This window comes from Pseudoalteromonas sp. KAN5 (assembly GCF_022846535.1).
In the GTDB taxonomy this organism is placed as follows: domain Bacteria; phylum Pseudomonadota; class Gammaproteobacteria; order Enterobacterales; family Alteromonadaceae; genus Pseudoalteromonas; species Pseudoalteromonas haloplanktis.
In genome coordinates, this window is sequence record NZ_AP025589.1 from 1,377,547 (window position 1) to 1,395,934 (window position 18,388).

Annotated in this window: 14 protein-coding genes and 3 pseudogenes; 5 read left to right on the forward strand and 12 right to left on the reverse strand. The window is 42.5% G+C overall.

The window, feature by feature from the left end; translation table 11 throughout:
* The first annotated feature begins 295 nt into the window (after positions 1 to 295).
* Together KAN5_RS06045 and KAN5_RS06050 are read left to right on the forward strand one after the other, a co-directional pair.
* Positions 296 to 769 (forward strand): hypothetical protein, encoded by a 474-nt coding sequence (locus tag KAN5_RS06045; protein ID WP_244390738.1) that lies wholly within the window; start codon positions 296 to 298, stop codon positions 767 to 769.
* Positions 729 to 1,850 (forward strand): methyl-accepting chemotaxis protein, encoded by a 1,122-nt coding sequence (locus KAN5_RS06050; protein WP_244390739.1) that lies wholly within the window; start codon positions 729 to 731, stop codon positions 1,848 to 1,850. The genes KAN5_RS06045 and KAN5_RS06050 overlap by 41 nt, the downstream gene beginning before the upstream one ends.
* A 142-nt stretch (positions 1,851 to 1,992) precedes the next feature.
* On the opposite strand, the pseudogene KAN5_RS06055 reads toward KAN5_RS06050, so the two are convergent.
* From KAN5_RS06055 to KAN5_RS06110, 12 genes and pseudogenes are all read right to left on the reverse strand, one after another.
* Positions 1,993 to 2,222 (reverse strand): annotated as a pseudogene (locus KAN5_RS06055) (IS3 family transposase); the annotation flags it as partial.
* Between the two features lie 364 nt (positions 2,223 to 2,586).
* The gene (locus tag KAN5_RS06060; RefSeq protein WP_244390740.1) at positions 2,587 to 3,996 is read right to left on the reverse strand and encodes an arylsulfatase; all 1,410 of its coding nucleotides are present in this window, start codon (positions 3,994 to 3,996) and stop codon (positions 2,587 to 2,589) included.
* 513 nt (positions 3,997 to 4,509) lie between these two features.
* The gene (locus KAN5_RS06065) at positions 4,510 to 4,824 is read right to left on the reverse strand and encodes a hypothetical protein (protein WP_244390741.1); all 315 of its coding nucleotides are present in this window, start codon (positions 4,822 to 4,824) and stop codon (positions 4,510 to 4,512) included.
* A 411-nt stretch (positions 4,825 to 5,235) separates the two neighbouring features.
* Positions 5,236 to 6,312: pseudogene (locus tag KAN5_RS06070) on the reverse strand (alpha-amylase family glycosyl hydrolase).
* 127 nt (positions 6,313 to 6,439) lie between these two features.
* Positions 6,440 to 6,982: a hypothetical protein gene (locus KAN5_RS06075; RefSeq protein WP_244390742.1), complete on the reverse strand. Its 543-nt coding sequence runs from the start codon at positions 6,980 to 6,982 to the stop codon at positions 6,440 to 6,442.
* 132 nt (positions 6,983 to 7,114) lie between these two features.
* Positions 7,115 to 7,876, reverse strand: a complete 762-nt coding sequence (locus KAN5_RS06080) for an SDR family oxidoreductase (protein WP_016709697.1) — start codon at positions 7,874 to 7,876, stop codon at positions 7,115 to 7,117.
* 3 nt (positions 7,877 to 7,879) lie between these two features.
* Entirely contained in the window at positions 7,880 to 8,770 is an 891-nt protein-coding gene (mmsB, locus tag KAN5_RS06085; RefSeq protein WP_016709696.1) for a 3-hydroxyisobutyrate dehydrogenase, read from the reverse strand.
* 4 nt (positions 8,771 to 8,774) lie between these two features.
* Positions 8,775 to 9,920: an enoyl-CoA hydratase/isomerase family protein gene (locus KAN5_RS06090; RefSeq protein ID WP_138555395.1), complete on the reverse strand. Its 1,146-nt coding sequence runs from the start codon at positions 9,918 to 9,920 to the stop codon at positions 8,775 to 8,777.
* Positions 9,920 to 10,699, reverse strand: coding sequence for an enoyl-CoA hydratase (locus tag KAN5_RS06095; RefSeq protein WP_244390743.1), 780 nt, complete (start codon positions 10,697 to 10,699; stop codon positions 9,920 to 9,922). The genes KAN5_RS06090 and KAN5_RS06095 overlap by 1 nt, the downstream gene beginning before the upstream one ends.
* Positions 10,700 to 10,709: 10 nt before the next feature.
* Positions 10,710 to 11,867 (reverse strand): acyl-CoA dehydrogenase family protein, encoded by a 1,158-nt coding sequence (locus KAN5_RS06100; protein WP_244390744.1) that lies wholly within the window; start codon positions 11,865 to 11,867, stop codon positions 10,710 to 10,712.
* A gap of 126 nt (positions 11,868 to 11,993) precedes the next feature.
* Positions 11,994 to 13,484: a CoA-acylating methylmalonate-semialdehyde dehydrogenase gene (locus KAN5_RS06105; RefSeq protein ID WP_138555394.1), complete on the reverse strand. Its 1,491-nt coding sequence runs from the start codon at positions 13,482 to 13,484 to the stop codon at positions 11,994 to 11,996.
* A 95-nt stretch (positions 13,485 to 13,579) separates the two neighbouring features.
* On the reverse strand, positions 13,580 to 14,761 hold the full coding sequence (locus KAN5_RS06110) for an acetyl-CoA C-acyltransferase (RefSeq protein ID WP_244390745.1): 1,182 nt from the start codon (positions 14,759 to 14,761) through the stop codon (positions 13,580 to 13,582).
* Positions 14,762 to 15,090: 329 nt separating this feature from the next.
* On the opposite strand from KAN5_RS06110, the pseudogene KAN5_RS06115 reads away from it, so the two are divergent.
* The 3 genes and pseudogenes from KAN5_RS06115 to KAN5_RS06125 all read left to right on the forward strand — a co-directional run bounded on the left by KAN5_RS06115 (position 15,091) and on the right by KAN5_RS06125 (position 18,384).
* Positions 15,091 to 15,526 (forward strand): annotated as a pseudogene (locus KAN5_RS06115) (MerR family DNA-binding transcriptional regulator).
* A 57-nt stretch (positions 15,527 to 15,583) separates the two neighbouring features.
* Positions 15,584 to 16,759, forward strand: a complete 1,176-nt coding sequence (locus KAN5_RS06120; RefSeq protein WP_244390746.1) for an isovaleryl-CoA dehydrogenase — start codon at positions 15,584 to 15,586, stop codon at positions 16,757 to 16,759.
* Between the two features lie 11 nt (positions 16,760 to 16,770).
* Positions 16,771 to 18,384, forward strand: coding sequence for a carboxyl transferase domain-containing protein (locus KAN5_RS06125; protein WP_244390747.1), 1,614 nt, complete (start codon positions 16,771 to 16,773; stop codon positions 18,382 to 18,384).
* Positions 18,385 to 18,388 lie beyond the last annotated feature (4 nt).

Sequence of the window (18,388 nt, forward strand, 5' to 3'; positions counted from 1 at the left end):
ATCGACTAGAACTCGGTTTATGCAAATAGCCAACCTTAGGGTTGGCTTTTTTAATGGTTGATTTATGACCTTATAAGACCAATCGACTTAAATATTTAACCATTCTAGCGGGCTAAATAAAGTGCTAACTGCGTAATAAATTTTTCATGTAGAACAACTATGCCTTGTTATCACTCCATTTATCTGTAGCTATAAATGGTCAGTAACTTAACACGACTGGTATAAGACCTTTTAATAATTGATTTTGCCGGATTTATGTTCAAGACTGAAATTAAAATAAAAAAAGGCCAATGCCATGAACTTAAACCTAATCTTTTATACATTGTATTGCTGTATTATTGCTGTGCTGTACTTTTTTGCACAATTGACCCTTGTAAGCGCGCTGTTAATAACAGCATTAAGCGCACTGATGGTTTTTAGAAACAAGTTCTCCCCTCAAAACCCCAAAACAGAAGTTGAGATAGATCCACACGCAACAATCACAAACGTTGCAGATAATATTACTAAGGCAACGTCGAAAAACGCCATCGGTGCGGCAGAAGTTGCATTCTATGTTGACAGTTTAGCCAAAGAAATTGATGGCTGTTATAGCGAAAGTGAATCTGTAAACCAAGCAACACAAGCCTTATCTCACAACAGTAGCGAGCTGACAAACAATATAACCACCGTTAACCAAGCAATGATCCAAACGGCAAAAAGCCTCGACCTCTGCAGATCAACGCCTGCAATTGGCCACAGAGCAAATAGACTCGTTATCAAGCTCCATTGATAAAGTTGCAAACCAACTTGACCTACTTTTACAAAGTGCCACAGATATTCAAAGTATTACCCAAGTAATTCAAACCATTGCCGAGCAAACTAACCTACTCGCTCTTAATGCAGCAATTGAGGCGGCTCGCGCTGGCGAGCAAGGCAGAGGTTTTGCTGTTGTTGCTGATGAAGTTAGGAATCTTGCCAATAAAACCAATCAAGCAACGAAACAAATTGCTGATATGCTAACTGAAATAAATACCAATAGCCTGCAAACAAATGACGATATGAAGCAAGTATCAACACGCAGTGAGTCAGTTAAACAAGAACTCGAAAACGTCACTCAATCATTTTTAGCAATCAACCATGATATTAGTGAATCATCTTCAACACTTGAAAACATGCAGCACGCGGTCAGTGCTTTTCAACAAGCAACCGCACAGATCAACACCTCGGTTGGGAGCATTAGCCATCTACTCGCAGAAGTGGCGACAAAAAGTACCTCAATCTCAGATCAAGCGTCTAACTTATCACTCGGATCTGAAACTATTTTTAGAGAGCTTAATAAAGTTGAGCACGATGCATTCTTTAAACCGATTTTAAACGTCGCATTAGCAGCAAGTTCAGCCATTTCGGCGAAATTTGCAGAGTTACTGGCAACATCACAACTGAGTGAACAGCAGCTGTTTTCTCAAGATTATAAAGAAATACCTAATACTAAGCCTACCAAGTACAGTACCGACTACGACAGCTTAACCGATAAAATTTTACCACCAATTCAAGAACCCATTCTTGAAAATAAACAAATCCTGTTTGCTGGCGCCGTTGATAAAAAAGGCTACTTCCCTACTCACAATAAACGTTACAGCCAGCCACTAACCGGTAACTACCAACAAGATTTAGTGAATAACCGCACTAAGCGTATTTTTAACGATGCTACAGGCAGCCGCTGCGGCAGCCACACCGAAAGCTTTTTATTACAGACCTACAAACGAGATACCGGCGAGATTTTACATGACCTATCAGTACCCATTTATGTAAACGGGAAACACTGGGGCGGTTTTAGCCTACAAACGAGATACCGGCGAGATTTTACATGACCTATCAGTACCCATTTATGTAAACGGGAAACACTGGGGCGGTTTTAGAATTGGTTTTAAAAGCAGTTGAAGGCAAAGCTGTAAACGATATGATCTGACCCCGCTAAAAAAGTAGACACGGGGTTTAATTTATTGATTCATATTACATGGGGCTCACATTGCCTAACGCTCCATGCATTCTCACTGATTGCTCATCCATTCTTTTTTATACTGAGCAAAGAAGCTTTCTGAGCACGCATTATCCCAGCAATTTATTTTTCTAGACATGCTAATCGTTACATCTCATTTGTTCAACCACGCTCTCATTTCTTTTGCTAGATATTAACTCCCTTGGTCTGAATGAAACAATAGGCTATTTCCATCTGGTTTACGTGCATGCTACGCTTTGTAATAAACGCTCCACACGACCTTTACTGCAATCAAACCCATTGGCTACGGCGGCTTCCCACAATTTTCTGTAACCAGCTATACAGTGATCTTTACTACTTCTTTTTCAAAAAATGAAGTAATGAGTCGTTTTTATTCACTCTATAAGCCACTCTCTACGGTGATCATAGTTTTTCCCCGTGTGTCGATGTTTTTTGCATGATGTGAAAGCGAATAAGGCAGATTGCTTTTCATTGATATAAAAAATGCGGATTTCTTTGCGACTCTCTACACAAACTCAGTTTAAAATAAAAACGGCCAATCATACAATCAGCCGTTTTATAATTGATTCTATGGCTTTAGCTTCATATTAGCCTTTTGGCTTATATGGATCCGGTGTACCTAGCTTAATAGGCGGCTCTTTAACTAAAGTTTTATTAAACTCTATTACTTTTTTCATGACCACTGGTAATACCCAAGTACTATCTGGAGCAATGTTATAACTCTCTTTTGGATCTTTGGTCAGGTTATAAATATGAGGCACATTTAATTTTTTAGGCGTACCAAACATACTATTTAGCTCTATAAAATGAATTTTCCAATCACGCCATTTGTATGCATACATTTCATCACCGTTGTATACAGGAAAACCTTCTCGAGCACTCTTACCATTTTCGTTAAACAATACTCCAGTTTGAACTACCCCATCAATAATACGATCATCAGGTAATTCAAAGTCCATAATTTTAGCAAATGTTGGTAACAAGTCAGTCATATGAATGATTTCATTACTAACAGTGCCTGACTTTATCTTATTTGGCCAACGAACAATAAATGGCGCACGTAACGACCCTTCAAGCGCTGTAAAGTAGTGACCACGCCAATAACCCGAAGTACCATGATATGCTGCAACTTCTTCTGGCCCATTATCACTAGCAAAAATAACAATGGTGTTATCAGTTACACCAAGCTTTTCAAGCGCTGCGACCATCTCACCAACGTGGTGATCCATTTCAACAACTGAATCTGCAAAGTCACCATTGCCAGTTACACCAATAAAATCAGGGTGTGGTAATGTCGGTAAATGAACTTGTGTTAAAGGAACATAGGCAAAAAATGGTTTGTCAGCCTTAACTTGACGTGTCATAAAGTCGATTGCTTTAGCAGTTAAGTCTGTATCAATTTGTCGACGCATATCTAAGTCATAAGGGGCTATGTCCGTCGGGGTTTTATTACGCTTAGCTTCCTGCACTACAGGCTTAAGGCCCACTTTCCCATCATACTTATATTGAGAACTATATTGCGACTCATCGGTAGTATTTGCAATACCGTACCACTCATCAAAGCCTTGGTTTGTCGGAAAACGGCCATCGGTATCACCCAAATGCCATTTACCAAACATTCCCGTAGAATATCCTTTCTCTGAAAGCAGTTCAGGTAACGTTTGCTCCCATTGAGTTAAACCATATAACATACCCCAAACAACTTTTGTGGTTCCTGAACGGATTGGGTGCCGACCGGTCATCAAAGCTGAACGACTTGGCGTACATTGTGGTTCAACATTAAAATTAGTTAACCTAAGCCCCTGTGCAGCAAGTGTATCTATATTGGGTGTTGGTGCACCACGTAAAGAACCACCGCCATAAACACCCAGCTCGCCATATCCTAAGTTATCAACCATAATCATCAAGACATTCGGCTGAGTTTTAGCAAAAGCAGAACCTATAAACAGAAATAAACAAGTACAACAACTAAATATAAATATTTTAATATTATTCATACATTAATCCTTTTTCTAAGTTATTGTACTTATAGCTTACAGAACCCATTAGCACAAAGTTGATTTTTACTTAGAACTCTCCAGTCGTTATAAACGTATACCGCCGTCTATTTCAATTACACGACCTGTGAAGAAGTCGTTTTGAACAATTTGCTATTCACCGAAAACTTCAAGTGAGTTTTGCAGTAACAACAAAGCTCCAGATAAACCAGAAAAGATTAACAACCAATGTAAAGTAAAGCTTAATAGTCGATCAAACTTTGTTATGTGTTTAAACAAAATGCTTGTAAAAAGTTGAGTAACTTGGAAGGGGTTTTAAGCAACAAATATAATTTAGAGATTTATTTTTTATCAAAGACTTAAGTAAGCTGCCAAATTTGTGTACTGTTGACTAAATTGCTAACAACCTTAGCTATAGCCAAAGTAAACATGTCTGTTTAGAGTTGGCTGGGAGTGAGTAAGACTTTCAAAAGGTATATTAATTCTTGTTGGCAAAGTTAAGACGCATATGTATCAGAGCAACCAACCCCAAACCATACAAACTAACGCTAGTATTAACCCGCTAGATAATACCCCTTGCTGTATTCTAGGATCAACCAATGCCTGAAGTTTAAATGCTGGAGAAAAAATCTGCTTAAACGGAGTAAAATAGATTTTCGGCGCAAGCCCTGTACCGACCAAAATTAAAAATACAGCTATTGTACTAGTAAAGTCTAACCATGAAAGATCATTAAAAATGAAATCATAGATACCGATAATTAAGAATAGAAACCCTATGAGCCAACACACAACTAATACTATTTTTTCTTTAATTAGGGTCCCATCCATTAACTACTACTCCATGTTACTCTAACGAGTTTGCAGAACGGCTCGTTTAATTTATTTTTTTATTGATGCATTAACCATAGCCGAGTTCCTACTTTGATTCAATCGGTTACTTCTATTTCATTGAAATATAGTAAGAAGACTTGGTGTGATTTAATTTTTTTGAAGTGCAGCAAGTAAGAGTAGATAAATGGACGGACTAGATAAATGGACAGGCATATTTTATTTATCGTCTAACATCAAAAACCTCCTAAGGAACGACTAATCCCCCTGCATTTATACACTATCAATTTCTTCATTTGTTGATTTATAAGTTTTACATTTTTGGGTATGGTGTTAAACAGCAGAGTAAAGTTTTGCTAGACGGATACTTTATAGGTGAGATTATTTTTCAATTACTAGATAAACTTAGTGCTAACCTACCCCTTTATACCATTTGACATCGTTGGTTGCCGCATGCTGCTTTAATCGTTGTTTACTGCCAGCAAAATTTGAATATTGATGTCTAAATCGCTTTACGGATTCAAGCCATTGCGCTTCTTCTATATTCAAAGTAAGCAGCGCTTTAGGGACTGTGTGGTTTATATGCCCTTTTTTCTTTGGATCTATGTGACGACCACTCCAGTCCACTAATTCAATGTAATCTAGCAAGGCAAAGGGAATTGTATGTTTGATGTCATTACCACCAAATGGCTTTAGCTGTGCAGGTTGGCTTTCATGTTGGATATTATCCTTTTGCTTGAGGGACTTATTCGCTTTCATTACGTCTGCGGTAAAAGCTTTGAAATGTGCTATACGCTCTTGAATTGAGGTGAAATCACTGTTTTCGAGGGTATCGGCTATATTGGCTCTGATAGGATTTAAATCAACATACGCCATGCAACTTAGCACTGCGGCTTGATCTAATAACGCTTGTGACTTATAGCGCCCTTCCCACAAATTTATAGGGAATAAATTTGAATGCCGTTAGGCAGCCCGAAGGGTGAGTGCCAAGGATGGCAGCGAATAATACTTTCCGGTGCAGTTATCTTCTTTATTGGCCTCGCGGGCTATATATTCATTGAGGTTTTTCATATACCAGCTGATGTCATACAACCTTTCTCGCCATTTTGAGATAATTTCATTGAAGAAAAGTAACCTAGACTTATCTAATTGCTCACCATTTAAGTAACGGTCAACCAGCATGTGACCATTATAGAGTTGATACCAGCGCTTAATTACTTCTTCATCAGACCACTCAAGGGCTTGTTGCCTATTCACATTTACAACGAGATGGTAATGGTTGCTCATAATCGCGTAGGCCGCGATTTCGATGGCAAACACGCTACTTAATAACTTTATTCGCTCTATAAGCCACTCTCTACGGTGATCAAAGTTTTTACCCGTGTGTTTATCATTACCACACAAGTATGCTTGTCTGACACAACGAGCTATTAAGTGGTAATAGGATGTAGATGATAAATCAATCAAGCTTTTTCTTGCACGAGTCATAAAGTATCAGCTCCAGTTAAACTGTATATAATAACAGTAGTTGATATTATGGTTTTTGCAAAAAAATGTACGCCTGTCCTGTTTTGAGAAAAGTGTCAGCCTTAGCTAGACCCATGTACTGTAACTTTCATTGTGTAAGTTCCTCACATGTCCAAACTGGTTTTTCAAATTTGAAAAGGACCAGTGCGACGAGCAATAAAGCACCGCCAAAAGCCAACCACGATGATATGACTTGCGAAGCATAAAACCACCCGATTGCAGCGGCTATTACAGCAATGAGCACGTGTAACATAAGGGGTACTTTGCCTTGGGTACCGTAAGTTAGCTGATACGCTTTAACAACTTTGTCTGCCACCAAGAACTCGCAGGTAGTTATATTTTTTGTCAGCCCTTTAGCTTGTAGCTTGATTTTCGCTGTTTTATTATCCACCCTAAATTCATGGCACGATTTGAACCTATAATTTTTAGATTCACTGACTATCTCGCCATCTATTTTTACGATTTCTTTTCCTGACACTGGCGAGCAATCATAAGTGATCTGCTTATTATTGAAATAAAATTTAAAATGCATCCCTTTACTCGCTGAAACTTGTACATTTTCATTCGCCGTAACCATATTCCCTTGCCCTGTAATATTTTTTAATACTATGTTTTTAGTGATTTTAAACAAGCAGCAAAATAGTAATACTTTGCACGCAAACAGCTGTATTTAATACTAGTTTGTTGACTAATTAAACATTTAAAAATAAAAAACGGCAAGCCTTGGCTTACCGTTTTAATTTTTAATATTCAAAAAATGCGGCTACAAACGAATACCGCCGTCAATCTCAACCACGCGACCAGTGAAAAAGTCATTTTCGATAATATACTGAGCAGTATGCGCAATTTCATCAGCTTCGCCAAAGCGGCCTACTGGGGTGACTGCGAGCATACGCTGCTTAGCTTCTGGCTTCATGGCGTCGGTCATATTAGTGCGGATAACGCCCGGTGCAATAGCACCTACACGAATACCGAAACGGCCAAGCTCTTTTGCCCAACCTGTGGTCATAGCAACCACACCCGCTTTAGAAGCTGCATAATTGGTTTGGCCAATATTCCCCGCCCGCGCAACGCTCGACATATTGACAATTACGCCGCCTTTGCCCGATTCAATCATATGGGATGCTGCTTCTCGGCCCGCTAAAAATACGCCTGTTAGGTTCACATCAATCACAGATTTAAATTGATCTAGGGCCATTTTAGCAACGACTTTACCTTCTTTGGCTTTGATAAACATGCCATCACGTAAAATTCCGGCATTATTAATTAACACGCCAATGTGACCAAAGTCTGTGTTAATGGTATTAAAAGTATCGACCATAGCTTGTTCATCAGTGACGTTCGCCACATAGGCTTTAACCGTAGTGCCTTGCTGACTAAGCTCTGCAACTGCCGCATCTAATAAATCTTGCTGCATATCAATTAACGCCAGATCAGCACCAAGCGACGCAAATTTATGCGCCATTGCAAAGCCTAGGCCTTGTGCACCGCCTGTGATCACCACGGTATTATTTTTAATTTCCACCTGTTACTCCTTCGAGAATAGTTTAAAAATGGCGCTAAAATCGTCGCTACCCGCACCTTGATGTTGCAGCATGGTATAAAGGTTTTTCGCCATTGAGCCCATTGGGGTTGCTGAGTTACTTTGCTGCGCGGCTTCCATTGCCAAACCTAAATCTTTAGCCATTAAATCAACCATAAAACCTGGCTTATAATTATTGCTGGCAGGGGCTGTTTCCATAACACCAGGGCATGGGTTATAGAGTTCAAGCGTCCAGTTACGGCCCGAGCTTGCTGTCATTATATCGCTCAGCACTTTTGCATCTAGGCCATTATTAATACCCATTTGAATTGCTTCACTGGTGCCTGCCATTAAAATGCTCAGTAGCATGTTATTACAGATTTTTGCGACTTGCCCTGCACCAATTGCTCCAGCATGAAAAATATTTTTGCCCATATCTGCAAGCACATGCTGCGCTTGACTAAAGTGGGCATCGTCGCCACCGACAATAAAGGTCAATGTACCCGCAGTTGCCCCTGCAACCCCACCCGATACCGGCGCATCAACAAAAGCAATGCCTTGTTCACCAAGTTCAGCACCCACTTCACGCGCGGATGCAGCATCTATCGTAGAACAATCAATAACCAGTGTATTTTTAGCCAATACATGAATAAGGCCAGTATCACCTAAATAAAGCGATTTAACATGCTTACTAGCAGGTAACATGCTGATCAACACATCAATGTCGGTGGCACAGTGTTTAGCATCTGTCGCTGCTAGTGCGCCGTTACTGGCCAAGTCATTTACGACCGACTGGTTTAAATCAAACACTTTGACTTGATGACCCGCTTTTACCAGATTGGCAGCCATAGGGCCACCCATATTACCTAAACCGATAAAACCAATTGAAAGTGACATAACCTTATCCTTGTGTGAGTTGTTTTAATGGATGCGTATCAGCAGTCCATCGCAGTGTGAAAAAGCTCTCTATTAGCTCTTCAGGCAGTGCTGCTATTGATTTGAACTGCCAGTTAGGCGCGCCATCTTTATCAATTAACAACGCTCTTACCCCCTCTTGGAATTCGCCTACTTCACCACAGCGTACAGACATCCCGAGTTCCATTTGGAAACACTCGCCAAGGCTTTTGCCTTGTGAGTTAGCAAGCTGGCGCTCAACTAAAGCACAACTTAATGGGCAACCATGCTTTAATGATTTTTGTGCTCGTGTAAGCCAAACGTCATCAGTGTCTAGGTTTAGAATGTAATTAACTTTATCTTTTAAATCAGTAAACTCACCGAGTTGTTGAATTGTCGCTAAATTCGCTTTTACATTGCCTTTTGGCATGCGCCCAGAAATGTTATCAAGCTCGGTTAATAATGAAGTGAGTTTATCGTGATTTAACGCAGCCGTTTTTCCCCACTTGATAGCGATAAGTTGCTCAATCATACTGTCGTACTTATCAGCTTTAACAAAATGATCCGCCAGCGATACAAACATCGCATCGTCGCAATTAATAGACGCTGCGGTTAGCCCTAAAAACAAGCCAACCTGCTCAGGCATTTTGTGTAAAAAGTAGCTCCCGCCTACATCAGGGTATAAGCCAATGGTCAGCTCAGGCATAGCAATACGCGATGTTTCGGTGACAACGCGATGACTCGCACCGGCCATTAAACCAAGTCCACCGCCCATCACAATACCGTTACCCCACACCAAGATCGGCTTGTCGTAACAATGGATTAAATGATCAAGGCGATACTCTTGGGTAAAAAAGTCTTCGATTAGATTAGCAGGCTCACCACTTTTCATGGCTGTGTGCAGGCTGACCACATCACCACCGGCGCAAAATGCTTTCTCTCCTGCACCTTTGATAATGACCATAGCAATGTTGCTATCTTCAGCCCATGCTAACAACTGAGGCTCTAATAGTTTGATCATGGCAAAATTCAGTGCGTTTAATGACTTTGGCGCATTAAGGGTGGCAAAACCAATTAATGAGCCGTTTGCAGCGGCCGCGGTTTCAAACACCACTGGCGCATCAGGCGAATTTAATTGTGTTAGTTCAACCATTAGCCGTTCACCCAATTTGCTTTGCGTTTTTCTAAGAAGGCATTGACGCCTTCACGTTGGTCCTCAGAATCAAATAAGCCAACAAATAATTCACGCTCAAGGGGTAATACATGTGCCATTGGCTGAGTACGGCCTTTTTGAATTAATGATTTACATGCAGATACTGCAACAGGACTTTGATCGGCCACTTGATTAGCCAGCTTAAGTGCGGCGGCAAAACTTTCACCTTGTGCAACGACTTCTTCAACTAAGCCGATTAGCAGGGCTTTATCAGCTTTTAGGCGTTCACCGCATAAGATCATCCGTTTTGCCCAGCCTTCACCTACTAACCATGCAAGGTTTTGTGTGCCACCAGCACAGGGTAATAAACCCACTTTTGCTTCAGGTAGTGCCATTTGGGCTTGTTCTTCAGCAATACGAATATCGCACGCTAAAGCGACTTCTAAGCCGCCACCCATGGCATAACCATTAATTGCCGCAATTGATACGCCTCTAAAAGCAGTCAGTGCTTCAAACGCTTCACCAAACACTTGCGACATGGTCGCGGCAACACCTTTATCGCCATCAGCAAATACATTTAAGTCGGCACCGGCACTAAAAAACTTGTCGCCTTCGCCGGTGATCACTAACGAATAGATATTTTTATTATCGTTAAGCTCATTAACGGTAGTTTTTAATGCAATTAACGTGTCTTTAGTCCAGGTATTTGCTGGCGGGTTAGACATAGTTAAAATAGCTACATGACCTTCAATGGTTAAATCAATACTTGGGTTTGACATGACGTGCTCCTTATAAAATATCAGCGGCTGATTCGGCTAAAATACGACGTGCAATGATCACACGCATAATTTCGTTAGTGCCTTCTAAGATTTGGTGTACGCGCACATCTCGAACATGGCGCTCAAGTGGGTATTCTTTAATGTAGCCGTAACCACCATGAATTTGCAGTGCGTCGTTACAGACTGTAAAGCCAACATCAGTGGCAAAACGTTTTGCCATGGCGCAATAAGTGGTTTTTTCACTGTCACCAGAGTCAAGTTTAAACGCAGCTAATCGCACCATTTGTCGTGCTGCCACCAGCTCAGTATTCATATCAGCAATTTTAAATTGCAGCGCCTGAAAAGCAGCCAGAGGCTTACCAAACTGCGTACGCTCCTTTAAATATTCGCGGGCCGTTTCAAGCGCCGCTTGCGCCGTACCAATTGAACAGGTAGCGATATTTATTCGCCCGCCATCTAAGCCTTGCATGGCAAATTTAAAGCCTTCGCCCTCAGCACCTAGTAAGTTGTGCGCAGGAATTCGCACATCTTCAAAACTAATTAAGCGCGTAGGTTGTGCATTCCAGCCCATTTTCTCTTCAGCTTTGCCGTATTCAACGCCTTTAGCATCAGCCGGTACAACAAACGCTGAAATACCCGCTGCGCCTTCGCCGCCAGTACGTGCCATAACCACTAGCACTTCTGTTTCACCGGCACCCGAGATAAACATTTTTGAGCCGTTGATCACGTACTCATCGCCGTCAAGCACAGCTTTGGTTTTTAGTGATGCAGCATCAGAGCCGGAGCCTGGCTCTGTCAAACAATAAGAGGCTAATAACTCGCCCATCACTAATTGTTCACAATACTGCGCTTTAGTTTGCTCAGTGCCAAAGCTTGCGATCATCCAGGTGGCCATATTATGAATGGTCAACATTGCAGTAGTTGCAGTACAGCCCATCGCAAGTTGTTCAAAAATAATGCTTGAATCTAAACGCGATAAGCCTAATCCACCGGCTTCCTCTGGGGTGTATAAACCGCAAAAACCAAGTTCGCCTGCGGCTTTGATAGTCTCTTTTGGGAAAATATGTTCACGGTCCCATTTGGCGGCATGAGGAGCAAGTTCTGACTGCGCAAATTGGCGCGCCGTATCTGCAAATGCTTGCTGATCTTCTGTTAAATTAAAGTCCATTGGCGACCTCTTTATAAAATATGTTGTCAATTTAGATATTCGTGAAGAGCAGCGAAGGCAATGATATTGTGTGTGAAATCGCCTTCGCGCCCCTCTTTTTTATTATGTGGAGTTAGTTTAAATTAATTACTTAAGGTTGATGCTCATATTAGGGCCTGAGGCAATATCGTCTTCAAACCAACGTGAGGTAATGGTTTTGGTTTCTGTATAAAAACGAATGCCTTGCTTACCGTAAGTGTGCGTATCCCCGTAGAACGAACCTTTCCAACCAGTAAATGAGAAAAATGGCAGTGGTACAGGGATTGGTACGTTAATACCTACTTGACCGACTTCGATTTCGTGTTGGAATTTACGGGCAGCTGCACCGCTTGAGGTAAATAATGATGTTCCATTACCATAAGGTGACTCATTGATCAGTGCGATTGCTTCATCCAGAGAATCAACAAACATACACGCCAGTACTGGACCAAAGATCTCTTCTTTGTATAAATCCATGTCGGTGGTTACATCGCTAAACAGGGTTGGTCCAACCCAGTTACCCTTTTCATAACCTGCAACGGTAAAGTCCGAGCCATCAATCAAGCATGTTGCGCCTTGTGCTTTACCGCTTTCAATTAATGAAAGAATACGTGCTTTGGCAGCCGGTGATGTTTGTGGGCCGTATGCAGCCTCTTTGTCATCCCATACACCTGGGCGTACATTAGCAAAACCGGCTTTAATATCGTCAACCCAGTCTTTCGCTTGGCCTACAAATACCGCGACTGAAATACCCATACAACGCTGGCCTGCCGCACCAACAGACGCACCAACAAGGTTATTAACAACGTGCGAGCGACTAGCATCAGGCATGATCACCATGTGATTTTTTGCACCAACACAAGCTTGCACACGTTTTAAATTTGCGGTGCCTTTAGAGTAGATGTATTCACCTACACCACAAGAGCCAACAAACGAAATTGCACGTACTGCAGGTTCTTCTAATAACCGATCAACTTGTGCTTTAGTACCATGCACAACTTGCAGCACGCCCGCTGGTGCACCGGCCTCAATGAAAAGCTCAGCCAAACGCATTGGCGTTAATGGGTCTTGCTCTGACGGTTTTAAAATAAAGGTGTTGCCACATACAATCGCCAGTGGGAACATCCACAATGGGATCATCGCTGGGAAGTTAAACGGCGTGATGCCCGCACACACCCCCAGTGGCTGCATGTATGAGTAAGTGTCGATTTTACGCGCCACGTTTTCCATTGTCTCACCCATCATTAATGACGGTGCATTAGCCGCTTGTTCAACGACTTCAATACCACGCCACACATCGCCTTTGGCATCTTCAAATGTTTTGCCTAATTCGTGGCAAATAATGGTGGCAAGTTCATCATGATGTTCTTTTAAAAGTGCCGCGTACTTCATCATAATGCGCGCACGCTCAGTGATTGGTACGTCTTTCCATGTTTTAAAGGTCTCTTTAGCTGATGCGATCGCGGCATCCATTTCTGCGTCTGTTGCACATGGTACTTGTGCAAGCACTTCTTGGTTTGCAGGATTGATAACGTCAATCAGTTGAGCTGATGTTGATTGAACAAATTCACCGTTGATAAGTAATGGTACTTGGTGCATAACGCACTCCTCCCCAGAGGGTAATTAATTAAGCCGCAGTAGTTATTGTTAAAAGAGCCTGCGGCTGTGAGAGTTTAAATTTGTTTTCTAAAAAACTAGAGTGCTTCTACTGCTAGGGCAACCGCTTCACCGCCACCAATACATAATGATGCTACGCCTTTTTTAAGGCCGCGATTTTTAAGCGCGTGAATAAGCGTCACTAAAATACGCGCACCGCTGGCACCAATAGGGTGACCCAATGCACACGCACCGCCATTAACGTTTACTTTGCTTTCATCAAGCTTTAACTCGTTGATTGCAAGCATAGTGACCATGGCAAAGGCTTCGTTAATTTCCCACAGGTCAACGTCATTCGTTGTCCAGCCCGCTTTAGCAAGTAAGCTATTCATAGCGCCTACCGGAGCAAGCGTAAACTCACTTGGTTTTTGCGAATGGGTGCTGTGGGCAACAATACGACACAGTGGGGTCAGCCCTTGGGCTTTTGCATGTGATTCGCTCATCAAGATAAGTGCAGCGCCACCGTCAGAGATTGACGATGAATTTGCAGCAGTAATAGTGCCGTCTTTTTTGAAAGCGGCGCGCAGGCTCGGTATTTTTTCAGGACGAGCATTACCCGGTTGTTCATCAATGCTGATAGTAACGTCGCCTTTACGGCCACTGATTGTGTGTGGCGCAATCTCGTTGGTAAAACTGCCGTTTTCAATCGCCGCATTGGCTTTACTTAACGAGCTCAGCGCAAACGTATCCATTTGCTCACGACCAATCCCATATTCATCAGCAGTATCTTGTGCAAAACAGCCCATGGCTTTGTTATCGTACGCGTCTTCTAGGCCATCGCTCATCATGTGATCTTTTATTTCACCGTGCCCCATGCGCATGCCACCGCGTGCTTTTGGGATAAAGTACGGCGAATTAGTCATGCTTTCCATGCCACCCGCAACCGCGCTATTAATTGAACCCGCTTTAATTAAGTCGTGTGCAAGCATCGTCGCTTTCAAGCCTGAGCCACACACTTTATTAATTGTTGTTGCGCCGGTTGAACTAGCAAGTCCAGCTTTTAACATGGCTTGGCGCGCAGGTGCTTGACCTAAACCCGCTGGTAATACACAGCCCATGATCACTTCATCAATCGCAGTATCACTTAAACCAATATCGGCTATTGCACTGGCAATGGCGGTTGCACCCAACTCAGTAGCAGATGCATCACTGAGGGATCCCATAAAACCGCCCATCGGGGTACGTTTTGCTGCTACAATAACAACGGCTTCACTAGTCATAAAAAGGCTCCATTTATTATCAGGTGTAATCACAACTGTTCGGGCTACACCAAGTCATTTATAATTTGATTTGTCTATGAGCATACATAATATTTACGTTTACGCCAACGTAAATCTAAAATCAAGATTTTTGCGGTAAGTAAAACTGTAAACTTATCTTTATTTTAGCGTAGCTATTTGCACACACTAGGCCTCTACACCTGTAAATACGGGTAAGCTTGTTGTTTTATACCACAAATGTATAAGTCTAAAGTATAAGTTCTATTATCCACTTTACCTTTACGTAAACTTCACTTATATTGGAGTTATTCGAATGAGGTAACTAGACTATGAATCAAGATAATCAAACAAACTTTGCCAGCTCAGCCGCTGAGCCTGCCAGCCACGAGCAAACCTTTAGCATCAGCGAACTAGCTAAAGAATTTGACATTACTACCCGCTCAATTCGCTTTTATGAAGATCAGGGCTTAATTTCACCTGAGCGTAATGGCCAAACCCGTATTTATTCAAAACGTGACAAAGTACGTTTAAAGCTAATCTTACGTGGTAAACGCTTAGGGTTTACCTTAGCTGAAACCGGCCGTTTGTTTGAACTGTATGATGCTGATAAATCGAGCGCGAAGCAGTTAGTGACTATGCTGGACTTGATCTCAGAAAAAAAAAGCCGACCTCAGCCAACAAATGGATGACATTAAAGTTGTCTTGATGGAGCTGGTAACCGCTGAGCGTCGTTGTCGCGATACCTTAAATCAATTAGATGAATAAACCCTAAACAATTTATAAAAGACTATTCATTAACAGTCTCTCACACAGGAATGAATCATGAGCACTATTTCACTATATAAAGAAATGAACTTTGGCCTTGGCGAAACCGCAGATATGATCCGCGATCATGTTAATAGCTTTGCCAGCCAGGAGATTGCCCCTTTAGCAGAGAAAACCGACCTTGATAATGCGTTTCCTAATCAACTATGGCCCCAGTTAGGCGAGATGGGTGTATTAGGGATGACCGTACCTGAAGAATTAGGCGGGGCGGGTTTAGGTTATTTAGAGCATGTTATCGCGATGGAAGAAATTAGCCGTGCGAGTGCCTCAATTGGTTTAAGTTATGGTGCTCATTCAAACCTCTGTGTGAATCAAATTAACCGCAATGGCACACAAGCACAAAAAGAAAAATACTTACCCAAGCTAATTACTGGTGAGCACATTGGTGCCCTTGCAATGAGTGAGCCAAACGCCGGCTCTGATGTTGTGTCAATGAAACTCAAAGCAGAGAAAAAAGGCGATAAGTACATTCTTAATGGTAATAAAATGTGGATCACCAATGGTCCTGACGCCCATACCTTTGTGATCTATGCAAAAACTGATTTAACGGCCGGTGCTAAAGGTATTACTGCGTTTATTGTTGAGAGCAACTTCCCTGGTTTTTCAACCGCTCAAAAGCTCGATAAACTCGGGATGCGTGGCTCAAACACCTGTGAATTAGTGTTTGAGAACTGTGAAGTACCTGAAGAAAATATTCTTGGTAACTTAAACGAAGGCGTAAAAGTATTAATGAGTGGCCTTGATTACGAGCGTGTCGTACTTGCGGCGGGCCCACTGGGTATTATGCAAGCCTGTATGGACATTGTTGTGCCGTACATTCATGAACGTAAGCAGTTTGATACCCCGATTGGCCAGTTTCAGCTTATTCAAGGCAAAGTGGCCGATATGTACACACAAATGAATGCGGCGCGTTCATACGTGTATACCGTAGCCAAAGCCTGTGACCGTGGTGAAACCACCCGTAAAGATGCCGCTGGCGCGATTTTATATGCGGCGGAGCTGGCAACTAAAATGGCACTGGATGCGATTCAAATTCTCGGTGGTAATGGCTATATCAATGAATACGCAACAGGTCGCCTGCTACGTGATGCTAAGCTGTATGAGATTGGCGCCGGCACCTCTGAAATTCGCCGTATGCTCATTGGTCGTGAACTATTTACTGAAAGCCGTTAAGGATAAGCGCTATGACAATTTTAAAATCAAGCGTTAATCCAAACGATCCACAGTTTTTACAAAATCATGAAAACATGGCGAGTTTAGTTGATGATTTACGCAGCAAAGTAAATGAAATCAGCCAAGGTGGTGGGGCAGCGTTAATCGAGCGCCATCAAAGCCGTGGTAAAATGTTCGTTCGTGAGCGCATTAGTACTTTACTTGACGAAGGCTCACCATTTTTAGAGATTTCGCAATTTGCTGCCTTTGGCGTTTATGAGCAAGCTATTCCATGTGCCGGTGTAGTGGCTGGTATTGGTCGTGTTAAAGGCGTTGAGTGTATGATCATCGCCAATGACGCGACAGTTAAGGGCGGTACTTACTTCCCGCTAACCGTTAAAAAGCATTTACGCGCGCAAGATATCGCCGAACGTTGTCACCTGCCCTGTATTTATTTGGTTGACTCAGGTGGCGCAAACCTACCAGAGCAAGACGATGTGTTTCCAGACAAATTGCATTTCGGTCGTATTTTTTATAACCAAGCGCGTATGTCAGGTAAAAGCATCCCACAAATTGCCGTGGTTATGGGGTTATGTACCGCAGGCGGTGCATACGTGCCTGCAATGGCCGATGAAAGCATTATCGTCAAAGAGCAAGGCACTATCTTTTTAGCGGGCCCACCGCTGGTAAAAGCGGCAACTGGCGAAGAAGTGACAGCTGAAGAGCTCGGTGGTGCCGACGTGCACTGTAAAACATCCGGTGTGGCTGATCACTATGCAGAGAATGACGCACACGCACTATCAATTGCCCGCCAATGCATTGAACGAATTAATTACCAACGCCCTACTTCACCAATACTTGATCAAGAACCTGTAAAAGCACCGCGTTACGACATAAACGAATTATACGGCATTGTCGGCACTGATCTTAAAAAGCCGTTTGATGTGCGTGAAGTTATTGCCCGCACTGTGGACGATTCATCGTTTGATGAGTTTAAGCGTTACTTTGGCGACACCTTAGTGACAGGTTTTGCTAAAATTTATGGTCACCCTGTGGGCATTGTAGCCAATAACGGGATTTTATTTAGTGAGTCTGCGCAAAAAGGCGCGCACTTTATTCAACTATGCGCGCAGCGTAAAATTCCACTGGTATTTTTACAAAACATCACCGGTTTTATGGTGGGTAAAAAGTATGAAGCCGAGGGAATTGCTAAACACGGTGCGAAAATGGTAATGGCAGTATCGTGTGCGGATGTGCCTAAGTTTACAGTACTGATCGGCGGCTCTTATGGCGCTGGCAACTACGGCATGTGTGGCCGTGCGTTTGAACCTACCATGATGTGGATGTGGCCTAACGCCCGTATTTCAGTGATGGGCGGCGAGCAAGCTGCAGGCGTAATGGCACAAGTAAAACAAGATGGTTTAGCCCGTAAAGGTCAAACCATGACTGATGAGCAAATCAGTGAGTTTAAACAGCCTATTATTGACCAGTATGAGCAACAAGGTCACCCTTATTACGCCAGCGCAAGGCTGTGGGATGATGGCATCATCGACCCTGCTGATACCCGCAACGTACTAGGCTTAGCACTAAGTGCTGCAGCTAACGCGCCACAACGTGATTCGCAATTCGGCGTCTTTAGAATGTAAGGAA

Bases quoted from the DNA above. Each gene is read 5' to 3' on its own strand.
- KAN5_RS06045 (WP_244390738.1), top strand. From the start codon at position 296: ATGAACTTAAACCTAATCTTTTATACATTGTATTGCTGTATTATTGCT.
- KAN5_RS06060 (WP_244390740.1), bottom strand. From the start codon at position 3,996: ATGAATAATATTAAAATATTTATATTTAGTTGTTGTACTTGTTTATTT.
- KAN5_RS06065 (WP_244390741.1), bottom strand. From the start codon at position 4,824: ATGGATGGGACCCTAATTAAAGAAAAAATAGTATTAGTTGTGTGTTGG.
- mmsB (WP_016709696.1), bottom strand. From the start codon at position 8,770: ATGTCACTTTCAATTGGTTTTATCGGTTTAGGTAATATGGGTGGCCCT.
- KAN5_RS06090 (WP_138555395.1), bottom strand. From the start codon at position 9,920: ATGGTTGAACTAACACAATTAAATTCGCCTGATGCGCCAGTGGTGTTT.
- KAN5_RS06095 (WP_244390743.1), bottom strand. From the start codon at position 10,699: ATGTCAAACCCAAGTATTGATTTAACCATTGAAGGTCATGTAGCTATT.
- KAN5_RS06100 (WP_244390744.1), bottom strand. From the start codon at position 11,867: ATGGACTTTAATTTAACAGAAGATCAGCAAGCATTTGCAGATACGGCG.
- KAN5_RS06105 (WP_138555394.1), bottom strand. From the start codon at position 13,484: ATGCACCAAGTACCATTACTTATCAACGGTGAATTTGTTCAATCAACA.
- KAN5_RS06110 (WP_244390745.1), bottom strand. From the start codon at position 14,761: ATGACTAGTGAAGCCGTTGTTATTGTAGCAGCAAAACGTACCCCGATG.
- KAN5_RS06120 (WP_244390746.1), top strand. From the start codon at position 15,584: ATGAGCACTATTTCACTATATAAAGAAATGAACTTTGGCCTTGGCGAA.
- KAN5_RS06125 (WP_244390747.1), top strand. From the start codon at position 16,771: ATGACAATTTTAAAATCAAGCGTTAATCCAAACGATCCACAGTTTTTA.